At 54.8% G+C, this 26,395-nt stretch carries 23 protein-coding genes; 14 read left to right on the plus strand and 9 right to left on the minus strand.

All coding sequences use genetic code 11. The features are described from left to right. The first annotated feature begins 23 nt into the window (after positions 1-23). Complete coding sequence (locus PKO01S_RS06805; protein ID WP_127530566.1) at positions 24-1,946, plus strand: DUF6382 domain-containing protein; 1,923 nt, start codon at positions 24-26, stop codon at positions 1,944-1,946. A gap of 24 nt (positions 1,947-1,970) precedes the next feature. On the opposite strand, the gene PKO01S_RS06810 is transcribed toward PKO01S_RS06805, so the two are convergent. The 3 genes from PKO01S_RS06810 to PKO01S_RS06820 all read right to left on the minus strand — a co-directional run bounded on the left by PKO01S_RS06810 (position 1,971) and on the right by PKO01S_RS06820 (position 3,920). Continuing rightward, complete coding sequence (locus PKO01S_RS06810) at positions 1,971-2,870, minus strand: TIGR01777 family oxidoreductase (RefSeq protein ID WP_307719826.1); 900 nt, start codon at positions 2,868-2,870, stop codon at positions 1,971-1,973. 42 nt (positions 2,871-2,912) lie between these two features. After that, positions 2,913-3,422: a hypothetical protein gene (locus PKO01S_RS06815; protein WP_127530568.1), complete on the minus strand. Its 510-nt coding sequence runs from the start codon at positions 3,420-3,422 to the stop codon at positions 2,913-2,915. Between the two features lie 63 nt (positions 3,423-3,485). Next, the gene (locus PKO01S_RS06820) at positions 3,486-3,920 is read right to left on the minus strand and encodes a DUF2621 domain-containing protein (protein WP_127530569.1); all 435 of its coding nucleotides are present in this window, start codon (positions 3,918-3,920) and stop codon (positions 3,486-3,488) included. 99 nt (positions 3,921-4,019) lie between these two features. Between PKO01S_RS06820 and PKO01S_RS06825 the strand changes: the two genes are divergently transcribed. After that, entirely contained in the window at positions 4,020-5,147 is a 1,128-nt protein-coding gene (locus PKO01S_RS06825; protein ID WP_127530570.1) for a deoxyribonuclease IV, read from the plus strand. Positions 5,148-5,203: 56 nt separating this feature from the next. After that, positions 5,204-6,100 carry a formyltetrahydrofolate deformylase gene (purU, locus tag PKO01S_RS06830; protein WP_127530571.1) on the plus strand — a complete coding sequence of 299 codons (897 nt, stop codon included), beginning with the start codon at positions 5,204-5,206 and terminating at the stop codon, positions 6,098-6,100. A 148-nt stretch (positions 6,101-6,248) separates the two neighbouring features. On the opposite strand, the gene PKO01S_RS06835 is transcribed toward purU, so the two are convergent. From PKO01S_RS06835 to bioA, 5 genes are read right to left on the minus strand one after another with little or no spacing between them, the layout of a single operon-like run. Beyond that, positions 6,249-7,223 carry a methyltransferase domain-containing protein gene (locus PKO01S_RS06835; protein ID WP_164779517.1) on the minus strand — a complete coding sequence of 325 codons (975 nt, stop codon included), beginning with the start codon at positions 7,221-7,223 and terminating at the stop codon, positions 6,249-6,251. Beyond that, entirely contained in the window at positions 7,207-8,040 is an 834-nt protein-coding gene (locus PKO01S_RS06840; RefSeq protein WP_127530573.1) for an alpha/beta fold hydrolase, read from the minus strand. Before PKO01S_RS06840 ends, PKO01S_RS06835 begins: the two co-directional genes overlap by 17 nt. Before the next feature lie 6 nt (positions 8,041-8,046). Beyond that, positions 8,047-9,222: an 8-amino-7-oxononanoate synthase gene (gene bioF, locus PKO01S_RS06845; protein ID WP_174818554.1), complete on the minus strand. Its 1,176-nt coding sequence runs from the start codon at positions 9,220-9,222 to the stop codon at positions 8,047-8,049. After that, on the minus strand, positions 9,188-9,997 hold the full coding sequence (gene bioD / locus PKO01S_RS06850; protein WP_246070474.1) for a dethiobiotin synthase: 810 nt from the start codon (positions 9,995-9,997) through the stop codon (positions 9,188-9,190). The genes bioF and bioD overlap by 35 nt, the downstream gene beginning before the upstream one ends. Next, complete coding sequence (gene bioA, locus PKO01S_RS06855; RefSeq protein ID WP_127530575.1) at positions 9,994-11,373, minus strand: adenosylmethionine--8-amino-7-oxononanoate transaminase; 1,380 nt, start codon at positions 11,371-11,373, stop codon at positions 9,994-9,996. Before bioA ends, bioD begins: the two co-directional genes overlap by 4 nt. A gap of 343 nt (positions 11,374-11,716) precedes the next feature. Between bioA and tkt the strand changes: the two genes are divergently transcribed. Then, a complete protein-coding gene (tkt, locus tag PKO01S_RS06860) occupies positions 11,717-13,735 on the plus strand; it encodes a transketolase (protein WP_127530576.1) in 2,019 nt (672 codons plus the stop codon). A gap of 150 nt (positions 13,736-13,885) precedes the next feature. Continuing rightward, positions 13,886-14,203 carry a pyrimidine/purine nucleoside phosphorylase gene (ppnP, locus tag PKO01S_RS06865; RefSeq protein WP_127530577.1) on the plus strand — a complete coding sequence of 106 codons (318 nt, stop codon included), beginning with the start codon at positions 13,886-13,888 and terminating at the stop codon, positions 14,201-14,203. 119 nt (positions 14,204-14,322) lie between these two features. Here ppnP and PKO01S_RS06870 read toward each other — a convergent pair whose 3' ends face one another. Further along, positions 14,323-15,231 (minus strand): NAD(P)-dependent oxidoreductase, encoded by a 909-nt coding sequence (locus tag PKO01S_RS06870; protein WP_127530578.1) that lies wholly within the window; start codon positions 15,229-15,231, stop codon positions 14,323-14,325. Between the two features lie 104 nt (positions 15,232-15,335). Here PKO01S_RS06870 and PKO01S_RS06875 point away from each other — a divergent pair, with 104 nt between their 5' ends. The 9 genes from PKO01S_RS06875 to PKO01S_RS06915 all read left to right on the plus strand — a co-directional run bounded on the left by PKO01S_RS06875 (position 15,336) and on the right by PKO01S_RS06915 (position 26,386). Beyond that, positions 15,336-16,685: a glucose-6-phosphate isomerase gene (locus PKO01S_RS06875; RefSeq protein WP_127530579.1), complete on the plus strand. Its 1,350-nt coding sequence runs from the start codon at positions 15,336-15,338 to the stop codon at positions 16,683-16,685. Between the two features lie 3 nt (positions 16,686-16,688). After that, entirely contained in the window at positions 16,689-17,321 is a 633-nt protein-coding gene (locus PKO01S_RS06880) for a YigZ family protein (protein WP_127530580.1), read from the plus strand. Between the two features lie 386 nt (positions 17,322-17,707). Further along, positions 17,708-18,523: a sulfate ABC transporter permease subunit CysT gene (gene cysT / locus PKO01S_RS06885; protein ID WP_127530581.1), complete on the plus strand. Its 816-nt coding sequence runs from the start codon at positions 17,708-17,710 to the stop codon at positions 18,521-18,523. Next, on the plus strand, positions 18,520-19,317 hold the full coding sequence (locus PKO01S_RS06890; RefSeq protein ID WP_127530582.1) for a sulfate ABC transporter permease subunit: 798 nt from the start codon (positions 18,520-18,522) through the stop codon (positions 19,315-19,317). Before cysT ends, PKO01S_RS06890 begins: the two co-directional genes overlap by 4 nt. A 3-nt stretch (positions 19,318-19,320) precedes the next feature. Beyond that, positions 19,321-20,385, plus strand: a complete 1,065-nt coding sequence (locus tag PKO01S_RS06895) for a sulfate/molybdate ABC transporter ATP-binding protein (protein WP_127530583.1) — start codon at positions 19,321-19,323, stop codon at positions 20,383-20,385. A gap of 42 nt (positions 20,386-20,427) precedes the next feature. Next, the gene (locus tag PKO01S_RS06900) at positions 20,428-21,525 is read left to right on the plus strand and encodes a sulfate ABC transporter substrate-binding protein (RefSeq protein ID WP_127530584.1); all 1,098 of its coding nucleotides are present in this window, start codon (positions 20,428-20,430) and stop codon (positions 21,523-21,525) included. A gap of 377 nt (positions 21,526-21,902) precedes the next feature. Beyond that, a complete protein-coding gene (locus PKO01S_RS06905; RefSeq protein ID WP_127530585.1) occupies positions 21,903-22,130 on the plus strand; it encodes a DUF2642 domain-containing protein in 228 nt (75 codons plus the stop codon). A 327-nt stretch (positions 22,131-22,457) separates the two neighbouring features. Next, positions 22,458-24,896 (plus strand): ATP-dependent DNA helicase, encoded by a 2,439-nt coding sequence (locus PKO01S_RS06910; protein ID WP_127530678.1) that lies wholly within the window; start codon positions 22,458-22,460, stop codon positions 24,894-24,896. A gap of 590 nt (positions 24,897-25,486) precedes the next feature. Then, on the plus strand, positions 25,487-26,386 hold the full coding sequence (locus PKO01S_RS06915; protein ID WP_127530586.1) for an ADP-ribosylglycohydrolase family protein: 900 nt from the start codon (positions 25,487-25,489) through the stop codon (positions 26,384-26,386). The last annotated feature ends 9 nt before the right edge of the window (positions 26,387-26,395 follow it).

Raw genomic sequence — 26,395 nt, forward strand, 5'->3', positions numbered from 1 at the left:
AAGATATAGAAAGGAGACATAAGATGGAGCCTTATCGAATCGATTTTGCGATGATGAGAGGCCACGAACTTATACTCGATCGTGAGAAGCCGATAACGAGAGAGGAATTGGATGCGATGGAACTGCAAATGCTGCGCAGCAATTCGATTCCGTTTCTGCTGCCTGTCGAATGGATCGAAATCGACGGCAATATTACGTTCCGGTATACGATCGAAGGCAAGCGAATGCTCTCGCACCAACTGCAGCTTCGTGAATTGACGATGCAAGATATGTATGCGTGTTTGTTGGCTGTTGCGGATGCTCTTGATGCCTGCAAATCGTATTTGCTTCGTCCGGAGTGTTGCTTGCTGAAAGATAACTGTTTGTTCATTGGCGAAAGATGGGATGACGTGTTTCTGCTGTATGTGCCGATTCTGAAGCCAGAGGACGAATATAAGCAGTCGGTGGAAGGGCCAGGCGCATTCACTTCGCTTGTTATGAGGTTGGCATCTCATGTTAAGCAGTTGGACGGCGATGGACTGCAACTCATATTGAAGCAGTTGTTAGATAGCCATGGCGTTGTACGGCCCGCTTTGCGCAAAGCGCTGCTTGAGTTGATAGAAGGTCGCCAAGCTGCTGGAGCGTTGGAGCCAAGCTTAAGGAATTCGTATGGGCAGCATGGCCGTGAGGGACGGCAGGACAATCAAGGGTCGCATGAGCGGCAAGGTATTGGGATGCATACGATTCAGGAACGTCATGATCAGATCGGGCAGCCGAGGATGGATGCGATGCAAGAAGGTTATGGACAGAATCTGCAATCGCATATGCGCAAGGAAGATCGGCTTAAGGAAGAACAGATGCCGGAACAGGCCGCATGGTTTCGCAGACCGAGAGCGGATGCTGGTCCTGTTCAGCCGCTCTCGCAGTTTCAGGCTCGTCAGGGGCCCGATGATATGACTGACCGAAAGGGCAGCGTCGGCGATTCGAATCGTGACAGCTATGACCGGTTCCATCGTGCCGTTGTACCGTCGGCGGATCGGGAAGCCGAAGAAATGGATGGCGAGCCATTGCACGCTGCTGAATGGGGGAATAAGCCGGCGGCGCCAGAACGCACCAAATGGTTAGCGTCTGCGGCGTCGGCGATTGCGGCAGCGTTAGTGTGGCGTTACGGATATATGAATCAACCGTCCGGTGACAGACTGCTTATTTGTTTTGGAGCAACCGTCATTATAGCAGCTGCAGCCTATATCGCAGGATGGCGCGGCAGCCGCCGCGCGGGATCAGCGGCGGATACTTCCGCATCGAAGGAGGGCCGGTACGGCTCAGGCAGCTTGAATCAGCCCCCGCAATGGTCGCTGGAATCAAGGCTTCTCGAACGAAGAGAGGTCAGCGTCCCTGTCAAGACAGAAAGGCGGTCAAGATCGGTATCTAAGCCGTTCCATGTTCATTCATTGGAAGGTATGGATAGAGGCATAGGAAGGTACTCCGATGATATTCCAATTCAACCGGCGGTCATACGCACAGCACTCGAGGAGTCCGAGCCTCCGTCTGCGGCTGTTTCGGATGCGACAGTATGGATAAGGCGCGATTCGAGCCAACCGTCTGGCGGCCGTGCCGGGGCAGAGGTGAATGTTGCTTGGCGGCTAGAGCGTACAGCGAGGGGAGAGAATGAGCAGCTTGAGTTCCCAATTGCAGGCTCGGCTTCATTCCTGATCGGAAGGACGGGCGGTAAAGTTCATTTCGCGGATGAGCATCCGGGCATATCCCGCGTTCATTTGGAGTTCGGAAGCAATGAGGAAGGCTATACGGTGAAAGATCTCGGTTCGCGAAACGGAACAACACTGAACGGCAGTCCGATGATTGCCTACAAGATCTATAAGCTGCAGAGCGAAGATTCGCTGCAGCTTGCGGGAAGTGACGGGCCGGTCTATACGATCCGCCAAATGAAAGAAGCAGCTGGCGTGTAAACCGCCAAGCTGCTTACTGTAACATTATGATTTGCTGCTCTTCCGGGCAATGGCCTGCATCGCCTCCGCTGCCGAAGGGTAGCGGAATTGAAATCCGGCATTCATGGCCCTCCGGGGCACGGCATGCTGGCCTTCCAGCAGAAGCGTGGACATCTCGCCAAACAGCGTTCTTAAAGCGAACGATGGGACCGGCATCCAGTGAGGGCGCCGGAATGCTTGAGCGATAGCCCGGCCGAATTGTTCATTCGTTACAGCTTCTGGCGCACACGCATTTACCGGTCCGCTTAGACAATCTGTATCAAGGCTGAACAGCACCAGCCGGACCATATCGTCAAGGTGGATCCATGGCAGCCACTGCTTGCCGCTTCCGACTTTGCCGCCAACGAACATTTTGTATGGCAGCGCCATTAAAGGAAATGCTCCGCCTTCGGCGTCGACGACGAGGCCGATCCGCAGCTTGACGAGCCGCTCGGCGGGAATTCGGTCGGCTGCCGCCTCCCATTGTGTAACGACACCGCTGAGAAAATCGGTACCGGGCCTGCCAGATTCGTCGAACACTTCGTGGTTCGACGGCCCGTATACAGAAATGCCGGACGCGTTCACGACCACTTTCGGCTTAGTCGGCTGCGCTTGCGCGATCTTAGCCGATTCCGCTGCTGCGTGTACGCGTGATTGAACAATACGCTGCTTGCTAGAAGCAGTCCAGCGCTGATTGATCGACTCGCCGGCAAGGTTCACGATCGCATCTATGCGTCCGATTCGAGCGGGTACTAAAGCGTCTTCCCATGTCACATACTTGGCGCCTGTTATTTGCCGCGATGCATCAGGAACGGCGCGCGTCACGACAACCGCCTCGTCTCCTCTGGCTATCAGCGCCTTTACGAGCGCTTGTCCGATAAAGCCTGTCCCGCCTGTCACTGCCACCCTCAATCCGGTCACTTCCTTGTGCTATCAGTAACGAGCCTGTTATTCGGCCTCGATCTTCACCAGCCAGCGCTGCGTTTCGCCGCCGTCAATCGCTTTCTCGATATATTCGAAACGAATTTTCGCATTCTCTTCCAAAGCCGCCGCTTGTGCCTCTACCTCTTCGTTAAGCTGATAGACGAAGACACCTTCGGATGTCGTAATCTCGGCCGAATGCGAGTCTGCCAGACCGTTGAAATTGCCTTCCGTTTGTTTCGGTGCGGGCTCATTAGAAGAAGTAGACTCAGATCCAGCAGGTTCATCTTTGTTCGTCTCTGAAGCAGAGGAACCGCCGCTTTCAGGCGTTGCTGTACCGGTATCGATCGCACCCGTCTCGCCGCTGCCGTTAGCTGTCTCTTCCACTACGCCGGTGCTTGCCGGGCTGTCGTTTCCAGAAGATTTGGATTCGGCTCCGCAAGCGGCCGTTGTCATCAATGCTGCGAGAAGCAGCGAAGCGGCAACCGTACGCATCGTTCGGCTTCGTCTTGCCATCGTTCGAGTCATTTGATTCATATGAATTCCCCCTGATTGTGTTACCGTATGTATACCCTGCTGCAGAACGGTTCAAACGTTTCGTTATTTGTTCAGTAGATGGTTATAGGCGGAGTAGTCGATCCCTTTTTTCTTCAAGTAAGTGACCAGACTACGGTAGTCGCGCTTAGGCGTTGCCCGAATATAGCCTTCGATACAGTGCTCGCGGGTAACTCGCGTTTCGCCGTACTCAATCGCAACTTGAGCAATCCGAGCGGCGATCGAATGTCTCGCAATATCGCGAAAAGCGCTCGGTACGGGCGATACAAGCTCTTCAAGAAATTCTTTGGAATCATCGTTCCACATGCCGCGGCTTCGCTCGACCCAATAATTTTGCCAATCGAGCTTGGACTTTCCGTCTTTCTTAGGCAGCACTTTCAGAAATTTGCGGAACATAAAAAATCCGCCGATCGACATAAATCCGACCATGACGACGACCCAGAACGCAATAAAATACATGAACCAGCTATGTCCATTCATGGATTGTTTTCACCTCTGGTTGAATTATACCGTATTCCTAGCTTTATTTCGATATTGCTTGTACAATAAGGGGTGATCAAATGAAAGGGGCGTTTGCTTATGCTGAAGATAGGCTCCCATGTATCGTTCTCCGATAAAGGATTGCTCACTGCAACGGAAGAAGCAGTATCTTATGGTTCCAGCACGTTCATGATATACACTGGTGCTCCGCAGAATACACGGCGCAAGCCGATTGAATCCTTATATATTGAAGAAGGCCGCGAGGCGATGCGCCAAGCGAACATCGGCGAGATCGTCGTGCACGCGCCTTATATCGTCAACTTGGGTTCGTACAAGGACGATACGTTTGAATTGGCGGTCCGGTTCCTCCAGGAGGAAATTCGCCGTACCGATTATCTAGGCGTCGGCAATATCGTGCTCCACCCTGGCGCATATACGGATAAAGATGCCGAATACGGCATTAACCGCATTGCGGAAGGGCTTAACCTCGTACTTGAGGGTACGAAAGAAACGAAGGTCAACATTGCGCTCGAGACGATGGCGGGCAAAGGTACCGAGATCGGCCGCAGCTTCGACGAGATCGCGTCCATTATTGACAAAGTCCGGGATAATGAACGTCTGACGGTATGCTTGGACACCTGCCACGTTCATGATGCTGGTTACAATATCGTAGGCGATTTGGACGGCGTTCTGTCCGAATTCGACCGCATCGTAGGCTTGAACCGTATCGCCGTCGTTCACTTGAACGACAGCAAGAATCCATGCGGAGCCGGCAAAGACCGTCACGCGCCGGTTGGAGCAGGCTGGATCGGCTATGAAGGCATTCGGTCCGTCGTGCATCATGAAGCGCTTGCTGGCCGTCCATTCATTCTTGAAACACCATGGATCGGCAAGGATGACAAGAAGGAGCGTCCGATGTACGAAGCGGAAATCGCGCTGCTTCGCGGCGACGCTTTGGAACGGTTCGGCGCGTCCTACTATGATGATGTCGAGAAACTTCACCGTTTCTTCGCCGATATGTCGATTGAGGCCCGTCCATATGTGCTCAACGTATGGGATGTGCTGAAGAATGATGCGAAAGCGAAGAAAGCGGATCCGCGCGAACCAATGGACCGGCTGTATGATCTCGTTGCGGAACACAATGTTTTCACGGAATTGAGCGAAGAGCAAATTAACCACCGTTTAATCGGCTGGTTCGCAGGCAAGGCTGCGCTCGTTAACGCGTAAGCCTTCCAACATAAATTTTAGGATGATTAGGAATTGAGGAAGGATGTCGGATAGTCATGCAGCAACCGTATCAACCACAGTCTCAGCATCGCGGCGATAAAAGCAAACGTGCTCGCATGCTGATCTCCTGCCCGGACCGCCCGGGCATCGTCGCCGCTGTCTCGCATTTTTTGCATGAGCATGGGGCGAATATCGTTCAGTCCGATCAATATACGATGGATCCTGAGGGCGGCATGTTTTTTATCCGTTTCGAATTTGATCTGAATGACATGGAGCGCGAGCTGCCTGTGCTGCAGGAAGATTTTACACGTGTAGCGGATCGGTTCGAAATGAAATGGCACACGTTCCGGGCGAGCCGCAAGAAGCGGATCGCGATATTCGTATCGAAGGAGGATCACTGCTTGCTGGAGCTGCTCTGGCAGTGGCAGGCGGGTGATCTGGATGCGGAGATTGCGATGGTCGTCAGCAACCATAACGATATGCGCGGTTTAGTCGAGAGCTTCGGCATTCCGTATCATCATATCCCGGTTACGCCGGATTCGAAGCCGGAAGCGGAGAAGAAACAGATGGAGCTGGTGGCGAATAAGGTCGATCTAATCGTCCTTGCACGGTATATGCAGATTATTCCGCCGAAGTTCATCGAACAATTCCCGAATCGTATCATTAACATTCACCATTCGTTCCTCCCGGCGTTCGTCGGGGGCAAGCCGTATCACCAAGCGTATCAGCGCGGCGTGAAGATTATCGGAGCAACAGCTCACTACGTGACGGAAGAGCTCGATGGCGGTCCGATTATCGATCAGGACGTTCAGCGCGTCAGCCACCGCGACAACGTCGACGATCTGAAGCGGATCGGCCGGACGATTGAACGCGTCGTATTGGCCCGCGCGGTCAAATGGCATACCGAGGACCGTATTCTTGTCCATCAGAACAAGACGGTCGTATTCAACTAACCATCGTTTGTTTAACATGGAACTGCCCTGGGCCGAATCGGCTCAGGGCAGTTTTTGTGTATGAATGTTCATGAAGAATTGCTGTTGCGTGTACCCGCCCGATAGAGCAGAACAATCTGCTTCTTCAGGGAATAACTGGCGCTTACGCTCAGTCGCGTGCCGCTAAGATCGTGATCGTCTCATAAGTTGCTGCAACCCCAGTTCCGTCTGGTTCCGGAAACAGAGACTCGTAGATTTGGAACATTTCGCGGAACAGCCGGCGTCCGGCTCCATCCCCAAGAGAGATACGCTGAGCATCTGTTGATGCGGCGCTCGCGCCGATCGCTTTCACCGTGTGCAGAAAATCGGGTACGGAACGGTGTGTTTCGATTTGCTCCTGTGAGCTTGCATCAAGCAGACGCCAGCCGCTGTCATGAAGCATATTCTGCCACGCCGACAGCGAGTGGAACGACAAACCGTGATGCTTATACGGCATCTCTAGACGATGATATGCCTGTTGAAAAGAAGTGTGCAGCTCGTGCATCGTGCGAGGACCGAACGTCGTAAATGCCAGCAGTCCGCCATCGCTTAATGAACCTCGTAAAGCGGCAAGGGTGCGAGCAGGGTGAACGAACCACTGAAAGCACGCGTTCGAAACGATGAGTTCAAAGGGAGCGTTAAGCTGTTGGCATTCGTTATCAGAGTCGGATTGTTCGCCTGACACCCCCTGCTTCCAGAGTTCGGTATGCCGGTTCTCGCCTGACCACTTATGCCGATCGTACTCCGTTGCCCATTGTTCAGCGTCTGCTTCGACCCATTGAATCCGGTCCATCGCTTCCGGACAACTCTCCAGCAGCTTGCGGCTGGCCGCTGCCAGCATTCCGGGACTAATGTCGATGGCTGTTATACTGCCGCGGCTCAGCAGCTGTGTGCGAGCCAGCAGGGCGGTCAGCGTACCTGTGCCGCATCCGATCTCCATGACGCGTGCCGGTGCAGCATGCGAATGATTACCCCCAATATAATGGGTCTGTATCCGCTCGGCCAGTTCGGTTGCCATAATCAATTGGACACGGACGTTGCTGTCGTATTGGCCTTGCGCGCTTCGTCCGAATTGCCGCTTGATTCGATCATGATAACCGATCATGCAGCCACCTCCTGATCCGAGCCGAGACGTACTCCGGTTCAGTAAGAAACGGAGCGTGACCGATTCCATCCAGCACCATCCGCTCAGCTTGCGGGATAGATTGCACCAAATCTGCCGATTTGTCGGCAGGGCATATGCTGTCGTCAGAGCCATGAATAAAGAGGGCCGGACATTCAACCTTCGGAAGTTGCGGATTTAAATCTTCATGAATGAGCCATTGAAGGCCCGCATCCAGAGCGGCATCGGACCATCGGGTCATCAACGAAACGGCGCTGCTGGTCTCTTGGTCAAGATCCGTGTTAAACGTTCGGCCATGATCTCTATCACGACCTCTATCACAAGCCCCGTCACGAACAAGCAGTCTCCTCGCAAGATCCTCCCGGCAACCGTCCAACGCCATAGAGCGGAACCGTGCTTCGACGCCGGCCCGGTCCGCCGACAGGGCGGTGCGCATGCGCTCCAACTGGCGCGCGTCCCATCCACTTCTCGAGGAAGCGGAGCCGCGCTGTTCTGAGCGAACGAACCTTGCGCCTGCGGATATGACGATAGCCCCATCGACGAGTCGATCCGCAGCAAGCCGAAGTGCGAGCATTCCGCCGAGCGACCAGCCGACAGCAATGAGCGGAGCGCCAGTATGGTGTTTTGATCGAAGCTCCTTAACCCCGGCTATAGCCGCAGCATAGAACTCTTCCTGACCGGCAGCTTTCGTATAGTCGGCTGCAAGATCCGCTTCTGCGGCTGGCAAAAGCCCGCGAAGCGGTTGGAACACTTCTCCGCCGAACGACCATCCTGGCAGCCATAAGTAGCCTGCATGCATCTAGGTTCACCTCATTCCCATCCGGCTGGTGATGTTCATAACCGCCGATAGCGCCTCTTGCAGCTCTTGCCCGGAATGGGCACTCGACAGTGAGAACCGGACACGTGAAGCGTTGGCGGGCACGGTAGGGGTACGTATCGCGGAGGCGGCTATGCCCGCGAGCAGCAGCTCTTCGCTCAGCCGGATAGCCGATTCTGCATCTCCGGTCATGACCGGGACGACCGGACAGTCCGGTTGTCCGGTTACTTGCAGGCCGGCTCTCGTAAACGTTTCACGGAACAACCTTGCATGCCCGCGGACGGCATCAGCCCGCTGCCGCTCCTGCCGAATGAGCAAGAGTGCCCTCTGTACGCCTGCAATGACCGATGGGGGGAGCGCGGTTGAATAAATCAGAGGGCGAGCTTTGTTGACGAGCCAGCTCCGAAGCGTATGGCTTCCCGCCGCATAGGCTCCATAAACCCCGAATGATTTGCTGAAAGTACCGATATGGACATCGATATGCCCGGACAGCCCGAGCTCCGCTGCAAGCCCTTGCCCTTCCGCGCCGTATACGCCGCCGCTATGCGCTTCGTCAACGATAAGTCCAGCATTGTAACGATATTTCAGCTCGACCAGTTCCCGCAGCGGAGCAGCATCCCCGTCCATCGAAAAAATAGCGTCGGTTACGATCCACCGCCGCCGTGCGCTTCCGTGTTTCTTAAGCAAGCTCTCCAAGTGATCAAGGTCGTTATGCTTATAGCGGATATGTTCAGCACGGCTGAGAACAGCGCCGTCGACGATGCTTGCATGGTTCAGCCTGTCGCTGAACAGGGCATCCTCCCGTCCGGCAAGTGCTGCGATCGTTCCGACATTGCACATGTACCCGCTTCCGAAAACGACGGCGGCATCTGTGCCGTGCCATTGCGCCAAAGCTGCTTCGAGCTGCTCATAGCCTAGACGACTGCCGCTGATTAGCCGGGATGCGCCTGCACCGCAGCCTTCCTCTTGCAGCGATTGGATCATCGCTTCTTTAATTGATGCATGCTGCGAGAGTCCAAGATAATCATTCGAGGACAAGTCAAGCAGCTCTCGCCCGTCCCGGACGATACGGCCAGCCTTGCCGACTATGGCTGCCGAAGGACGAATTGACCGCAACAAAGACTGCTCTTTAAGCTCGGCCAACGGTTGTTCCATCCATTCCATGTGCGGAATCGACCTCCTCTAGATGAGCATACAGAGCTTGTATATCGACGGCGGTTCGAACTGCATTCGCAAGCGATTCCGGGTCGTCCCCGGGCAATCCGGCAGGCAATCTGCCCCACACGCGAATTCCGCCATATTGTTCGATTAATGAAGCGTTGCGATCTACGCTTATGTCCCCGCCGCTCATCGCTGTCTCGCCGTCATTAAGCAATACGCCAGCGACCCGGATTCCATGATGCCGAAGCCAATGAACCGTCAACAGCGTATGGTTCACCGTACCGAGTCCGGAACGTGCAATGACGAGAGCGGGCATGCCGAGCACCGCAATCAAATCGGTCACCGTGGCGTTATCCGTCAGCGGGACGGCTGCGCCGCCGGCACCTTCGATGATCATCGTACCGTAGGCTTCGAACAGTGCTCTGCCGGATTCGACGAGCGCGTCCATCCTAAGCGGAGCTTTCGGCGGCGCTGCGATAGCGGGGGCCAAAGGCGCTTCGTACGAGAAGGAGCATACCTCTTCCGGACGTTCGGTTAATCCTGCCGCGCGAATAAGCCGTTCCGCATCGGTTCTTCCGCTGCCGGGCAATTCGCCTGACTGAACCGGCTTCCAGACGCCGGTATGGATGCCTTCGGCGCGAAACGCGGCTGCAAGTCCTGCTGCGGCCACCGTTTTGCCGATGCCGGTATCGGTGCCCGTGATGAATAAGCCGCGCCGGTGCGGAAGCGCGCTCATGTCGCAGTTCCTAATTCGGTTCTGCCATTGCGGCTCGCTCATGGTCTCCACCCGCGTTCCGTCACGTCGATTACGGCTTCTGATAAAATATCCGCCATGTCTGCAAGCTCGCTGTCCGTGCTGACGAGCGGAGGAATGAAGACGATGACGTTGCCTAGCGGACGCGTAAGCATGCCGAGATCGCGTGCGCGGCGGGCGACAAGCACGCCGATTCGTTCATTCCAATGGTAGGGCTCTTTCGTCCGCTTATTTGCCACGAGCTCGATGCCGAGCATTAGCCCCTTGTAACGGATATCGCCTATATGCGGCCGGTCGAGGAGAGGAGAAAGCCGCTGCGCAACGAAATGGCCTTTTGCATCGACGGATTCGACGATCGATCGCTCCCGCATCAGCCGCAGACTCTCCAGCGCGACAGCGCAGCCGAGCGGATTGCCGGTGAAGGAGTGGCCGTGGAAAAAGGTTTTCTGTTCTTCATAATCCGCATAGAACGCGTTGTATACCCTTTCGGTTGCCAGCGTCGCCGCGACCGGCAAATAACCGCCCGTCAGCCCTTTGCCGACAATCATTAGGTCTGGCGCTACGTTCTCGTGACCGCATGCGAACATGCGGCCCGTCCGGCCAAAGCCTGTCGCGACTTCGTCGGCAATGAGCAGCACGTCGTAACGGCGGCACAGCCCGGCAATGGCGCTCAGACAGCCTTCCGGCATGACGATGATGCCGCTTGCGCCTTGCACGACCGGTTCGACGATTAAAGCCGCTATGCCAGCGCCATGTTCTTGAAGTAAACTTTCGAGCGCGGACAATGTCTCCGCCATGGCGCCGTCCGGTCCGTCCGGATGGCGGTAGCCATTCGGATAAGGCACGGTATGCGAAGGGAAGAGCAGAGGACGGAATACCTCATGATAGAGCGGAATGGCGCCGACACTGACGGCTCCGATCGTGTCGCCGTGATAAGCGTCTTTCATCGTAATGAACGATTTTTTGCCGGGCATGCCGTTGTTGTACCAATATTGATAGGCCATCTTCAAGGCGATTTCGACGCCGGTCGCGCCGGAATCGGAATAGAACACCTTCGTCAGTCCAGCGGGGGAGATGGCGGCGAGCTGCGCGGCAAGCTCAATGGACGGCACATTCGCCATGCCGAGCAGCGTGGAGTGGGCGACGCGCTGCATCTGAGCGGCCAGCGCCTCGTTCAGCTCCGGGACATTATGGCCATGCACGTTCAGCCATACGGAGGAGAAGCCGTCAAAGTAGGAACGTCCTTCGAGATCGAACAGCCGGATGCCTTCGCCGCGCTCGATAATGAGAGGGGACTCCTCGTTATACTGCTTCATTTGGGTAAAAGGGTGCCATACATGCTTTTGATCCAATAAGGCTAGCCGTTCATAGTCGGATTGAGAATGGAATAGGGATGACATCGCTTGAATGCTCCTCTCTATATGTAAACCTAACAATACACCAAAGTGGTTAACAAATAAAATTGTTGCCATTGTAGCAGATGAAAAAGCACGTGTAAAGAATGGGAAGTTGGGGCAATGTAACCAAGGGCAGATCATAATATTTAGAGGAGCTTTCATGTTAGTTAAAGATGTTGTTTATAGTTCGTATCAGTTTTCGTAATAAGAATACATATGGAAAAGCACCTTCGGGAGTGGTACAATGTTTCAAAGCCAGTGCGCATGCTAATTGAAGATGAAGCGCATTATCCCAATAAGTAGAGATAACAGGCAATATCATTGCATTTTTAGGAGGAATTACGTAATGACAGTTACGCAGAAGTCCATCGATCAGCTTTCGATCGATACGATCCGTACGCTCGCAATTGATGCGATCGAGAAATCGAAATCGGGCCATCCGGGCATGCCAATGGGCGCAGCTCCAATGGGCTACCAATTGTTCGCAAAAACGATGACTCACAATCCATCCAATCCGACGTGGATCAACCGGGACCGTTTCGTTCTGTCCGCAGGCCACGGTTCGATGCTCTTGTACAGCCTTCTTCATCTGTCCGGCTACGGCCTGACGATCGATGAGATCAAAAACTTCCGTCAATGGGGCTCCAAAACACCAGGTCACCCAGAATTCGGCCACACAGCTGGTGTTGACGCTACGACGGGTCCACTGGGCCAAGGCTTCGCAATGGCTGTTGGTATGGCAATGGCAGAAGCACAACTCGGTGCTACTTACAATAAAGACGGCTTTAAAGTCGTTGATCACTATACGTATTCCATCTGCGGCGACGGCGACCTCATGGAAGGCATCTCCCATGAAGCAGCTTCCCTCGCAGGCCACTTGAAGCTCGGCAAGCTCGTTGTCCTGTTCGATTCGAACGACATCACGCTTGACGGCGAACTGAGCCTGTCGAGCTCCGAGTCCGTTCAGAAGCGTTTCGAAAGCTACGGCTGGCAAGTGCTGCGCGTAGAAGACGGCAACGATCTCGAGTCGATCTCCAAAGCGATCGCTGCAGCGCAAGCAGAACAATCCAAACCAACGTTGATCGAAGTGAAGACGGTTATCGGCTACGGCAGCCCGAACAAAGGCGGCAAAGGCGGCCATGCTGGTCCTCACGGTTCCCCGCTTGGTGCAGAAGAAACGGTTCTGACGAAGCAGTTCTACAACTGGGAACATGAGCCGTTCACGGTTCCTGCTGAAGTATCGGCACACTTTGGCGAAGTGAAGCAAGCAGGCGAGAAAGCGAATGCTGCTTGGGACGCGAAATTCGCGGAGTACAAGAAAGCATTCCCAGAGCTGGCCGCTCAATTCGATACGGCTATCGCTGGCAACCTGCCTGCTGGCTGGGACGCTGACCTTCCGAAGTACACGACGGAAGACAAGCCGCTGTCGACGCGCGTTGCTTCCGGTAACGCTCTGAACGGTCTGGCGAAGAACATCCCGAACTTCGTGGGCGGTTCCGCTGACCTCGAGAGCTCGACGATGACGCATCTCAAAGGATTGTCGGTATATAAAGCGGGTCAATACGACGGCCGCAACATTTACTTCGGCATTCGTGAGTTCGGTATGGCTGCTGCAATGAACGGCATCACGCTGCACGGCGGTCTGAAAGTATACGGCGGTACGTTCTTCGTATTCACGGACTACCTGCGTCCAGCTGTTCGTCTGTCGGCGCTGATGAAGCTGCCTGTAACGTACGTTCTGACGCATGACTCGATCGCAGTCGGCGAAGACGGCCCTACGCACGAACCAATCGAGCAACTTGCATCGCTGCGCATCATCCCTGACCTGACGGTTATCCGTCCGGCTGACGCGAACGAGACGTCCGCTGCTTGGGCTTACTCGGTTGAGAACCAATCGAACCCCGTTGCACTCGTTCTGTCGCGCCAGAACCTGCCAGTTCTCGCAGGTACGGCTGAGAAAGCGCGCGAAGGCATCAAAAAAGGTGCTTACGTTGTTTCCGATGCAGCGAACGGCCAACCGGTCGCTCAAATCATCGCAACGGGCTCCGAAGTTCAACTGGCTGTAGCAGCTCAACAAGCGCTTGCTGCTGAAGGCATCCAAGTGCGCGTAATCAGCATGCCAAGCTGGGATCTGTTCGACAAACAATCGCAAGAGTACAAAGATTCCGTATTGCTGCCTAACGTCAAATCCCGCCTCGCAATCGAGATGGCTCATCCGTTCGGCTGGGAACGTTATGTTGGCGACCAAGGCGCAGTACTCGGCATCAACACGTTCGGCGCTTCCGCCCCTGGCGACCGCGTCATCCAAGAGTACGGCTTCACGGTTGAGAACGTCGTTAGCAAAGTTAAAGGTCTGTTGAAATAGACCGTTTCCGTATATAGCTTAAGGCGCTGCGCTTCCCGCGCCGCGCCTTTTGCCATTGTGGAATTAATCGACATATAGCATAATGGAACGAGGCGTTGCCCGCGCACTCGATGCCGGGAATTTTCATCGTATAAGGGAGAGTTGTTTATTATGTCTCAATTCGAAGGCGTATCGGTCGTCAAGAAAGCTAACGTTTATTTCGACGGCAAAGTAACGAGCCGCGCAGTTATTTTCGCAGACGGCACGAAGAAGACGCTCGGCATCATGATGCCAGGCGAATATGAGTTCGGCACGGATTCGAAAGAAATTATGGAAATTCAAGCAGGCGACTTGAAAGTGCTGCTCCCAGGCGAGACGGAATGGGTACATATCCAAGGCGAGGGCGAGTTCGTTGTTCCTGCTAACGCGAAGTTCAAGCTGCAAGTTGCTTCCGTAACGGACTACATCTGCTCTTACATCAACGAGTAGGAACGTCCGGATCGGACAAGCTGTGCAGCGCGCTGCTGTACGCCTAGGGCGGATAAGCGGCGGCAAGAAGGCCGCATGCTTGTCGCATGCGGCCTTCAATACTGTATTGCCTTGTTGTTCTATTTGTTGTCTTGACGGCGGTGGGCAAGAGGACGGCCAATCCACTGCTCGTACACTTTAGCGACGGCAGACAGATCGAGCGAGCCATGGCCGGCTGCATTGCCGGCTTGGTACAAGCTTTTGGAAGCCTCGAGAAGAGGTGTCGGAACGCCGAGCTTGTCGGACAGGACAGAGGACAGCCGCAAGTCCTTGAGCATCAGCTCCAGAGCGAACTGCACGCTGAAGTCTTCGCTGAGCAGCTTTGGACCTTTGAGCTCGGCGGCTTTGCTTGCACCGCCGCCCGATTGTACAAGCTCAAGGAACGAGGCGCCGTCTATGCCGCCTGAAGCTGCGATGGCGAACCCTTCCATCAGCGCGGCGGTGTTGATGCCGACGATCGTATTGTGCGCCAGCTTGGCGACGGCTCCGCTGCCGTTCGGTCCCATCGGGATGACGCGGCGGCCCATTGCCAGCAGCACAGGCTCGATCGATGCGGCTGCATCCGCGCTGCCGCCGACCATGAAGACAAGCATGCCGGCTTCTGCCGCGGGCTTGCTGCCGGTCACGGGCGCATCGAGGAAGATGGCTCCGCGGCCGGCCGCATCGTCAGCCAATCGGCGGGCGAGCTCCGGCGAGATCGTGCTGCTGTCAACGATTACCGTTCCGGGCGCGACGCCGGCGAACACACCTTGTTCGCCGTCATACACATCGCGGATCGAATCGTCGTTGCTGACCATTGTCACGACGACATTGCGTCCGCGCACGGCATCGGCAGGCGTGCCAGCGACGGAAGCGCCAAGCGCTCGAAGCTCCTCCGCCTTCGCGGCGGTCCGGTTATAGACGGTTACGTCGAAGCCTTTGCGAAGGAGATTGGCCGCCATTGCATAGCCCATCGTGCCAAGTCCGATAAAACCTACAGTTGTTGTCATCGCATTCCCTGCTTTCTATATAGCGTTTGTTCTTAAGTTTAACACATTCGGCCCCGAAGCCGGGACAGCCGGATTAAGCTTTTACATTTAAGGAGGCTATACCTATGAGCAAAACGGTTCATTTTGATTACAGCAAAGCACTTTCGTTCGTCGGCCAGCATGAGGTTGACTATTTCGCAAGCCAAGTGAAAGCCGCTCACGAGCAGCTCCACAACGGCACGGGCGCAGGCTCCGACTACCTCGGCTGGATCGATCTTCCTGCGAACTATGACAAAGAAGAATTCGCGCGCATCAAGCAAGCGGCATCGAAGATCCAATCCGATTCCGAAGTGCTGATCGTGATCGGCATCGGCGGCTCGTACCTCGGCGCTCGCGCAGCGATCGAGATGCTGTCGAATTCGTTCTACAACGTTCAGACGGACGCAGCGCGCAAAACGCCGCAAATCTTCTTCGCCGGCAACAACATCAGCTCCACGTACGTGACGCACCTGCTGCAATTGCTCGAAGGCCGCAGCTGGTCGATCAACGTTATCTCGAAATCCGGCACGACGACGGAGCCAGCGATTGCGTTCCGTATTTTCAAAGATGCGCTGGAGAAAAAATACGGCAAAGAAGAAGCGCGCAAGCGTATCTTCGCAACGACGGACAAAGCAAAGGGCGCTCTGAAGACGCTCGCGACGGCAGAGGGCTACGAATCGTTCATCATTCCTGACGACGTAGGCGGCCGCTACTCCGTGCTGACGGCTGTAGGCCTGCTCCCAATCGCTGTTGCCGGCGTTGACGTTGACGCGATGATGAAAGGCGCAGCTGACGCGCAAGCGGCATACAGCAACCCGAACCTCGCAGAGAACGAAGCTTACCAATATGCGGCTGTCCGCAACGCGCTGTACCGCAAAGGGAAAGTAACGGAAATTCTCGTTAACTACGAGCCGTCGCTTCACTTCGTGTCGGAATGGTGGAAGCAGCTGTTCGGCGAGAGCGAAGGCAAAGACTACAAAGGCATCTACCCAGCGTCCGTCGACTTCTCGACTGACCTGCACTCGATGGGCCAATTCATCCAAGAAGGCAACCGTAACATCTTCGAGACGGTAATCCAAGTGAAAGAAGTTGCGGAGCACATTACGATCGAGAAGGACGCAGACGATCTTGACGGCCTGAACTTCCTCGCTGGCAAGACGCTTGACTTCGTTAACAAGAAAGCGTTCGAAGGCACGCTGCTCGCGCACACGGACGGCCAAGTGCCGAACTTGATCGTGAACATCGCCGACATGACGCCATACACGTTCGGCTACCTCGTGTACTTCTTCGAGAAAGCCTGCGGTATCAGCGGCTACCTGCTGGGCGTTAATCCATTCGACCAACCGGGCGTTGAAGCGTACAAGAAGAACATGTTCGCGCTGCTCGGCAAGCCAGGCTACGAGAAAGAGAAAGCAGAGCTCGAAGCTCGTCTGTAAGACATGCTGCACAAATATAAAACGCTGCGGCGCGAAGGCGACCAAGAAATTGTCATTCGCAAATCGCGGTTTATCGGATATGGAACGCCGGTCGCTTCCGAGGAGGAAGCGATCGCTTTCGTCGATAAGATCAAGAAGCTGCACAAGCAAGCGACGCATAACTGCTCTGCCTATGTCGTCGGCGAGCGCGACGAGATTCAGAAGGCATCGGACGACGGTGAGCCGAGCGGCACAGCCGGCAAGCCGATTCTGGAGGTCATCAAGAATCAAGGGCTCAAAAATGTCGCGATCGTCGTCACCCGCTACTTCGGCGGCATTATGCTCGGTGCGGGCGGACTGATCCGCGCTTATGCAGATGGTGCTGTCGCGGCGATCGAAGGAGCGGGCGCGATCGTCAACGTGCTGCACCGCGAAGTTGCCGTCGACGTCGACTATACGTGGTACGGCAAGCTGGAGAACGAGCTCCATGCCCGCGAATACCGAGTCGAGAATACGGAATTCACGGATCGTGTGACGGTAACCTGTCTGCCGGTCGAGGCCGAAGCGGACGCGTTCATCGCGTGGGTGACTGACTTGACCCAAGGGCAGGCCGTCATCGTGAAAGGCGAAGCGGTGTACCGGATCGAAGGCGAATAGAATAGCTGCTGCAGTGAAAAGCGCTGAAGAGGCTGCTGCTAAGTCCAGTGGGATTTAGCGGCAGCCTTTTTTGCTCTGGCGTCTCGCGCCTCTATTCATTTCTAGCTGCTTGCATGTGAGAAAAGGCTCATGAATGGTTGGGTTGTACACCATAATAATAGATGAATGATTCTATTTGCTTCGGGGAACCAGGCGAGACATCCGCTGTGGTGATATATGACTATTTTTTATACGAGGCATCGAATTTCGTGATAAAGCATTGACGAGGGAACTATGCTTCTGCTAAATTAATAATACCAAGTATTATAATAGGAATTATAAGCGCGAGTAGTGGTTATTCGTTGTCCCTACGGCTCGAGCCGATGGTCTGGAGGTCTATCGTACACATGAATTTCATGTTCCGCAGCCGATGGTGGAGCTTCGGATTTCGCAGCACAGTTATGCTCTATTTTCTGTTGCTGGTCGTCATCCCCATTATCGGTATCTACACGCAATCGTTCTCGCTAGGCTGGAAGCCTTTCTACGAAAGCGTCAGCGATCCGCTGGCATGGAAGGCTGTTCTGCTCACCGTGAAGCTGGCTTTTATCGCGGCTGTCATTAACATCTTAATCGGTACGATGATCGGCTGGACGCTTAACCGTTACAAGTTCGCCGGACGCAGGCTGCTGAACAGCCTCGTCGATCTGCCATTCGCCCTGCCGACCGCAGTAGGCGGCTTGATGATTCTGCTGCTGCTCGGCCCGAACAGCTTCGTCGGCAATATTGCCGATAAGCTTGGCTTTCAGATCGTGTTCCACGAACCGGCTATCGTCGTCGCGATGATCTTCGTCACATTCCCGTTCGTCATCCGGGCGGTTCAACCGCTGCTGGAAGAGATGGACAAATCGGAAGAAGAGGCAGCTTACACGATGGGCGCTTCGAAGACGAAGACATTTCTGCAAATTATATTTCCATCTATGCTGCCCGGCGTTCTAAGCGGAGGCATGCTTGCATTCTCCCGCGCGCTTGCGGAATTCGGTGCCGTCGTACTCGTGGCGGGCAATATTCCCGGCAAGACGCTGATCGCTTCGGTATTCATCTACGGTGAAATCGAAAGCGATAACTCACAGGGCGCAGCGGCGGTTTCGATCATTTTGCTCACCTTCTCCTTCATCATTCTGTGGATTGTAAGCAGAGTCCAGGCAAGGAGGAGCAGCAAGTGAAGAAACTATGGATTCCTTTAACGTATAGCATTTTTCTTATCCTTATCATCGTACCGCTTGCACGTATTCTAACCGGCGCTTGGAGCGACGGGTGGAACGGCTTCGCCAATGCGCTTAGCCGCCCGGAAGCGCTGCATGCGCTACTGATGACGGGACTTATTACAATCGTTGTTACAATTATTAATACATTGTTTGGCGTTATGCTGTCGCTGTATCTCGTTCGTGCCGAATGGCTGCCGGAGAAGCTGAAGCAGTTGCTGAACAGTGTGCTGGATCTTCCGTTCGCCGTATCGCCAGTTATCGGCGGTCTCATGATCGTTCTGCTGCTCGGACCGAATACGGCACTCGGCGCATTGCTCAATGATGTTGGCATTTCGATCGTTTATGCCTTCCCTGGCATGGTCATTGCGACGCTGTTCGTCACCTTCCCGATGATGGTGCGCGAGATTATGCCGGTGCTGCAAGAAATCGGTACGTCGCAGGAGGAAGCGGCTTCGACACTGGGCGCGTACTCGTGGTACACGTTCTGGCAAGTAACTTGGCCAGCGATTCGTTGGGGCGTCATCTACGGCGTCGTCTTGACAGTCGCGCGCTGCCTGGGCGAGTTCGGAGCGGTGCTAGTCGTATCCGGTAACATTATAAATAAGACACAGACGGCAACAACGCTCGTCTACCAAGACGTAGAGAACTTTAATGTTACTGCGGCCAACGGCGTCGCACTCGTATTGGCAGCCGTTTCCGTCGGATTGCTTTTGCTCATGGAATGGGCGAAGAAACGAAAGGAAGTGCATTAACCGATGCATATCGAGGTCCGGAATCTTAATAAACAATTCGGCGATTTCCACGCGGTGCGCGATGTCAGCTTTACGATTGAGAAAGGCCATTTGATCGGTCTGCTCGGCCCAAGCGGCGGCGGCAAGACGTCTATTCTGCGGATGCTGGCGGGACTTGAGACGCCGACCTCCGGCGATATCGAGTTTCTTGGCAAACGGGTGAACGATCTGCCTCCGCAGGAACGCGGCATCGGCTTCGTATTCCAGAACTATGCGCTGTTCAAGCATATGTCGGTATTCGACAACATCGCTTTCGGTCTGAAGATTAAAAAGCAAACGAAAGAGCAAATCCGTGAGCGCGTTATGGAGCTGGTGGAGCTCACAGGGCTGAAGGGCTTCGAGCACCGGTACCCGCATCAGCTGTCCGGCGGTCAACGCCAGCGCGTCGCATTCGCTCGGGCACTTGCGCCTGAGCCGCAACTGCTGCTGCTCGACGAACCGTTCGCTGCGATCGATGCGAAGATTCGTACGGAGCTTCGGACATGGCTGAAGGAACTGATCGAGCGAGTCGGCATTACGTCGATCTTCGTTACGCACGACCAGGAGGAAGCGATCGAAGTTGCCGATGAAATTATGATTATTAATAAGGGACGTCTCGAGCAGAAAGGGACGCCATGGGATATTTATAAAAGTCCGGAGACGCCGTTCGTGGCAGGCTTTATCGGAGAGTCGACAATCGTCGAGAACGTCGGCGCCATTCGCGGCTTTGAAGATGCGACTAAGATACCGGGAACCAAAGCACTTATTCGTCCAGAATATATAGAGATCGGCAAGCCAGGTGAGATTCGTCTCGCATCTGCGGCAATGGATGGCCGCGTGAAGCATTTACACTTCCGCGGCAGCGAGTGGATGGTAGAGCTTGAGGTGGGATCATCCAAGCTGATTACGTACCGTTCGCTGGAGAAGGAAGTGCTTCATCCAGGCGAGCAACTGAGCGTGCTCGTACACCGGGCTTACCTGTTCAACGATTCGGATAGCTGGATTATGGAGAACAAGCTGAAAGAGGATCCAATGCCGATTCATATTTAATTCGGCGCACGGAACCTCGAATGCGGTCAGGGGCATATAATCATGTGGAAATGGGTAACAACGCGGGCTGCCCGGCAACGGATGCGCGCGGCGGCTCTGCTCGCAGGCGCTTGCATGCTGCTGCTTCTGTCCGCTTGCGGCAGCGAGGGCGGCACGAATAACAATGCGGTCGGGGGCGAGGAGACGAATGCAGCTCAGAACGGCGACATTACGCTGGTTATCGGCGCGTATTCTGTCGTGAAGGATGCGTTCGTCGAGCTGCTTCCGGATTTTCAGCGCTATTGGCAGCAGAAGACCGGACAAAAGGTCGTCTTCCAGCAATCCTATGAGGCATCCGGCACGCAGGCCCGCGCTATCGTTGGCGGCTTCGAGGCCGATGTAGCGGTGCTGGCCATGGAGACGGATATCAACAAAATTCAAAAAGCTGGTTTGATCGAGCCGAATTGGAATGATAACGAAACGAACGGTATGATTACCGACTCGGTCGTTGTACTCGGCACCCGCGACGGGAACCCGCTAGGCATTAAGGATTGGAAGGACTTGACGCGCAAAGGCGTTAAAGTGCTGTATCCGAATCCGAAGACGTCCGGCGGCGCGCAGTGGGATATCAATGCGATATACGGCGCGGGCTTGAAAGAGTCGGAGCGTCAGAATGGCACGAAGGATCCGGAGTTTGCGAAGCAATTCCTGAAGCAGATTCATGCCAACGTCGAGTCGCTTGATAAGAGCGGCCGCGCTTCGATGGCAGCGTTCGAATATGGCGTCGGCGATGTCATTGTCACTTATGAGAACGAGCTTCGCTCGCGTGTGAAGCAAGGCGTTCCTTATACGATCGTTATTCCAAGCGATACGATTCTAATTGAGAATCCGGCTGCCGTTGTCGACCGCAATGCGAAGAAGCACGGCGTGCAGGAAGCGGCGCAAGCTTTCGTCGATTATTTGAAGTCGGATGAGGCGCAAATGGTGTTCGCGGAGTACGGCTTCCGTCCGGTAACCGAGAAAGCCGCAGAGGCGACGAAGTCGCAGTTCGAGCAGCCGTCGGGGCTGTTCGATATCAACTATCTCGGCGGATGGAGCGAAGTGAAAGAGAAGCTCTATTCGAAGAAGGGCGTCTGGTATCAAGTTTTGGCCGATATTTAATAGGATCAGCGTCTCTCTCCAGTGATGGAGAGGGGCGCTTTTTTTTGTCGCTGTACGATCGGAGGAAATGCTGGGGACCTTGCACCTGTACCTGTGAAAATAAACGGATGCCTGCCAGTAAAAACCTAGTCCGGCGGATGCGGATTCCCATAAGCTAGAGTAGTCTGGAGTATGGGGGAGAACAGACGTGACATTAGCAGGGATACGCATTCGCAGCCGTGTGCGGAACCGCAGCCGGATGAAGCGGGTTCAGCGTGATGCCTCCGGCTTGAGGAGACAGAAGCAGCGGGAATGGTTATGGAGAATGAGCGTCACCGGAAGGATATCGAGGCATCGGGTAAAACGCCGGCTAGGTGTGGCGCAAAGGGGAGAACAGGATGGGAATCGACAACAACAATCTGGTTTCGGTGACGAGCACGGCGGTTTATAAGCTTCTACTGGCTCATATCGGTCAGAACGTATGGGTCACAACCGCAGCTGCAACCGTAGTAGACGGTTTGTTGGAAGGCGTGCAGCAATCGTATGCGACGGTGAGAAGACCAAGCGGAGATGCGGAATACGTAGCGCTTGCTTATATCGTATCGGTATCTTTTCCAGGGGCATAACCGCTAACCGCAACGCAATTCCAACATAGATGATAAAAGATCAGCCAATGGATTTTGGTTGGTCTTTTTTAGTTTCATCGCGTTTAGGAGAGACAAATGAACCTATCGTCCGTTCCGGTTCGTGAAGGCATCGAACGGCAGGATGCACAGATACGCAGGCTCATGCTACAATAGAGGAACGAATGTTCTGGCCTGCTGCCGTAAGGAGTCGTGAATGTATTGAGTTCTGCCATCATACCGCCGCCCGTTCAGTTATCTGTCCGCGAGCTAGTGGAATACGCCTATCGAAGCGGTGATATCGTCTCGGGCTTTCGGTCTGCTGCCGCAATGTCCGAAGGGGCGAAGATTCATCTGGACGTACAATCGGAATACGGGCCGCAGGACGAGAAAGAGCATTACTTGAAGGCGGAGCTTGATTACGGCGGCATCCGGTTTATGATAGACGGCCGATGCGACGGATTACTGCAATCGGAAGATGGCATGATGATCGATGAAATAAAGTCGACGGCGGGAGAGCTGCCGGCTGCTGACGATGCGGCTCCCGCCGTTCATTGGGCGCAAGCGGTTTGTTACGCTTATATGTACGCTGCGGAGCAGGGGATGGACGCGATGCAGGTGCGGCTAACTTACGTCAGTACGACAACAGGAGAACGGAGAGCGTTCGTCCGCAAGCTTGCTTTCGGCGAGCTGTTCGAGGCGGTAATGGACGCGGTTCGGTCGTATGCGCCTTATGCGCAGATGATTCAGAGATATGTGGCGAGGCGGACGGAGAGCGCGAAGGCGCTGGCGTTTCCTTTTCCCGCCTACCGGGAAGGACAGAGGAAATTTGCCGGCGCCGTCTACAAGACCATAACAGATGGAACGAAGCTGTTCGCGCAAGCGCCGACCGGCATCGGCAAGACGATATCGACGCTGTTTCCTGCCGTCAAGGCGATCGGAGAGGAGCGTCTTCGGCATTTGTTCTATCTGACGGCGAAGACCATAACGAGAACGGCTGCCGAAGACGCGTTCGCGCTTATGCAATCGGGCGGTCTCGTGATGCATGTCGTAACGTTGACGGCGAAGGATAAGATTTGTTTTCAAGAAGAGGTGCGGTGCTCCAAGGAGCATTGTCCGTATGCGGACGGCTATTATGACCGGATCAACGATGCGCTGCTTGATATGCTGGATAACGAGACGTTGATGACGAGAACGGTTATCGAGCAATACGCCCATAAGCATCGGGTATGTCCGTTCGAAATGTCGCTTGATGCGGCATATGCCTCCGATGCTCTGATCTGCGACTACAATTACGTGTTCGACCCCCGCGTCAACTTGAAGCGGATGTTCGAGGAGCGCAAGCGGCATACGGCAATATTGGTCGATGAGGCGCATAATTTGGTGGAGCGCGGGCGCGAGATGTATTCGTCGGAGCTGAACAAAGCGGATTACCTGCAGCTGTCGCGGAGCTACAAAGGCGTTAATCCAAGGCTGCATGCGGCGGCGAAGTCGGTTAATGAATGGCTGCTGGGGCTGCGCAAAAGGCTGGAGAAGGAACGGTCCGGGGAGTTAAGCGCTGGCGACGTAACCTCGGGCTATCGTTCTAGTGCAGAGGCAGGCGATGCGGAAGGCGTTCAACCGGAGGGGGCGGAAACGCCAGCAGGAGCCGGCCAGCAAGCTGCGGCTGTTCAAGGGGCCGATAGCCGGGCGGCATGGACGCCGCTCGGCAACGGACAAGCCGTATCGGAACGGCTGCCGGGCGACTTGATTCCGCTCGTAGAGACCTTTGTTGAAGAGGCCGCGCAGGAGCTGGCCTATCCCGCAATCGGGACGGAAGCGCTCGCTGCCGAAGCTTCGCTGCCGGATTTGTATTTTGCTTCGCAGAACTGGATTCGAATAGCCAAGCTGTACGATGAACGGTACGTAACGATGGCGGAATGCGAGAAGAGCGAGGTCCGCCTCAAGCTGTTCTGCTTGGACCCTTCGCATCTGCTGCGCCAAGCCGGGAAAGGATTTCGCGCGCACGTTCTATTTTCAGCTACGCTGTCTCCGTTGTCGTATTACATGGATTTGCTGGGCGGCAGCGGTGAATCGGATTATTCGCTGTCGGTGCCTTCGCCGTTCTCTGCCGAGCAGCTAGATGTACGGGTGCTGCCGCTGTCCACCCGGTACCGGGACCGTGAGCGGAGCATTGAGCCGATCGCGCGTGCGCTGCTTGGGATGGTGAGCGGGGGAGAGCGTCCGCCAGGCAACTCGCTCGCCTTTTTCCCCTCGTACGATTATATGAATAAGGTATATGAACGGTTTAGCGCGATGATCGAATCGCTGCCGCCGGGCAAGTTAACGCTGCGGACTATCGTCCAGTCCGGCGGTATGCGGGAAGAAGAACGCGAAGCGTTTCTAGCTGCCTTCCAAGCAGGGAATACGGAGCCGCTGCTCGGCTTTGCCGTGATGGGAGGCATCTTCTCGGAGGGCGTCGATCTCGTCGGAGACCGGCTGACCGGCGTCGCCGTCATTGGCGTCGGCCTTCCGCAAGTCGGCATGGAGCGGGACATCATTCGCGATTACTGCGAGCGAACCGGCCGCAGCGGATTCGATTACGCGTATGTGTATCCCGGCATGAACAAAGTGCTCCAAGCCGGAGGAAGGCTGATCCGCTCGGAGAATGATAGAGGCAGCCTGCTGCTCATTGACGACCGGTACCTCGCGCAGCCGTACAATCGGCTCCTGCCAGCGCAGTGGAAGGAATATACCATTGTCCGGTCAAGGAGCGAAGGCGGCTGGTAACAGATGAACGTGCAACGAAGGAGAAGCCTTCTTGAGCCGATGCAGCGGCTTGAGAAGGCTTCTTGTATGGGTTGCTGGCGTACTGCTCTTGCAGATCAACCAGGCAGATCGCCAGACAGACCACTCAAGCAGACGGTCCAGGCAGAATGCCTATGCAGACCACCCAAGTAGACCACCCAAGCAGACCGCCAGGCAGACCACACAAGCAGACACCTAGGCAGACCGCCCACTGCTGGTCGTTGTATTTCATACAACGAAAGCGAACTAGATCGACCTAAATGGTATCTTCGTTGTAGTTCGTACAACTGGAATACGCGAAATACGCTGATTTCAGCGGCTTCGGCGTATTTTACAGAAATATGATTGTACGAACTGCAATGAAGCATCATGTTGCGGGAGAAGCACGGTCTTTCCGTTGTACAACCTGCAATAACTAAACGTTCTCGCAATGAATGACCCACTATTGAAAGGTACAAGGTGGAAAAAATATGGTTGACATGCCATTCAATTATGTCATAATGACTATATAAAATCTACACATAAGCAGTCAGGCGGGGATGCTTCATCCAGTCGCAGTAGGAGGGATCGTTATGAACAGGTTGAACCGGATCAAAGGAGCGTTGTACGGCGTTGCTGTCGGTGATGCATTGGGCGGAACGACGGAGTTTATGTCTGCAGGAGCAGTGAAGAAAACGTATGGTTACTTGACGGAAATCATCGGAGGCGGCGTGTGGGAGCTCGAGCCCGGAGAAGTAACGGACGATACGATGATGACGTTGTGCGTAGCCGAAGGCATTCTCGAAGCGCCTGATGATCCTATGCCAGCGATAGGTGAAAAATTTCTGTCGTGGTACCGGTCTGATCCGAAAGATATCGGCAACATCATTCGGAAAGTACTCAGCACCTACAAGGGTAATTGGATGAGGGCGGCGTTTCTTGCGGATTGCGATATGGGGCAAAGCGCGGGCAACGGGGCGTTGATGCGCTGCTTGCCTGTCGCACTAGCTTACCCCGAGTTGAGCGATGTCGAGCGGGTATCTCGCCTGCAGAGCAAGATGACGCATTATGACGAACGCTGCGCGGAGACGAGCATTCTATATAATCGGATTGCACACCGAATCATAGAAGACGACGCTGATCTGAAACAAACGATCGCTCAAGAAATTAGCGGAACCGAATATGCCGACTTGCTGAATGGATTGCCGGATTGCGATCCTACCGGCTTTGTTGTCGATACGTTCCGTTGGGTCATTCATTTGCTGCTTACATCCGCCAGCTATGAAGAGGTCGTACAACGGGCGGCGAACGAAGGCGGCGACTCGGATACAATTGCTGCGATATCCGGCGGATTAGCAGGATTGTATTATGGCTTCGACGCCATTGCGGAGCGCTATAGAAAGCAGATCATCATCTCCGACAGATTGAATTACGTTAGCGAACGACTGGAGAAGCTGCGCCGCGACCGTGTGTCTTTTAAGCAGCAGAAATAAAAAAAGGCC

The organism is Paenibacillus kobensis NBRC 15729, assembly GCF_004000825.1.
In the GTDB taxonomy this organism is placed as follows: Bacteria; Bacillota; Bacilli; order Paenibacillales; family Paenibacillaceae; genus Paenibacillus_T; species Paenibacillus_T kobensis.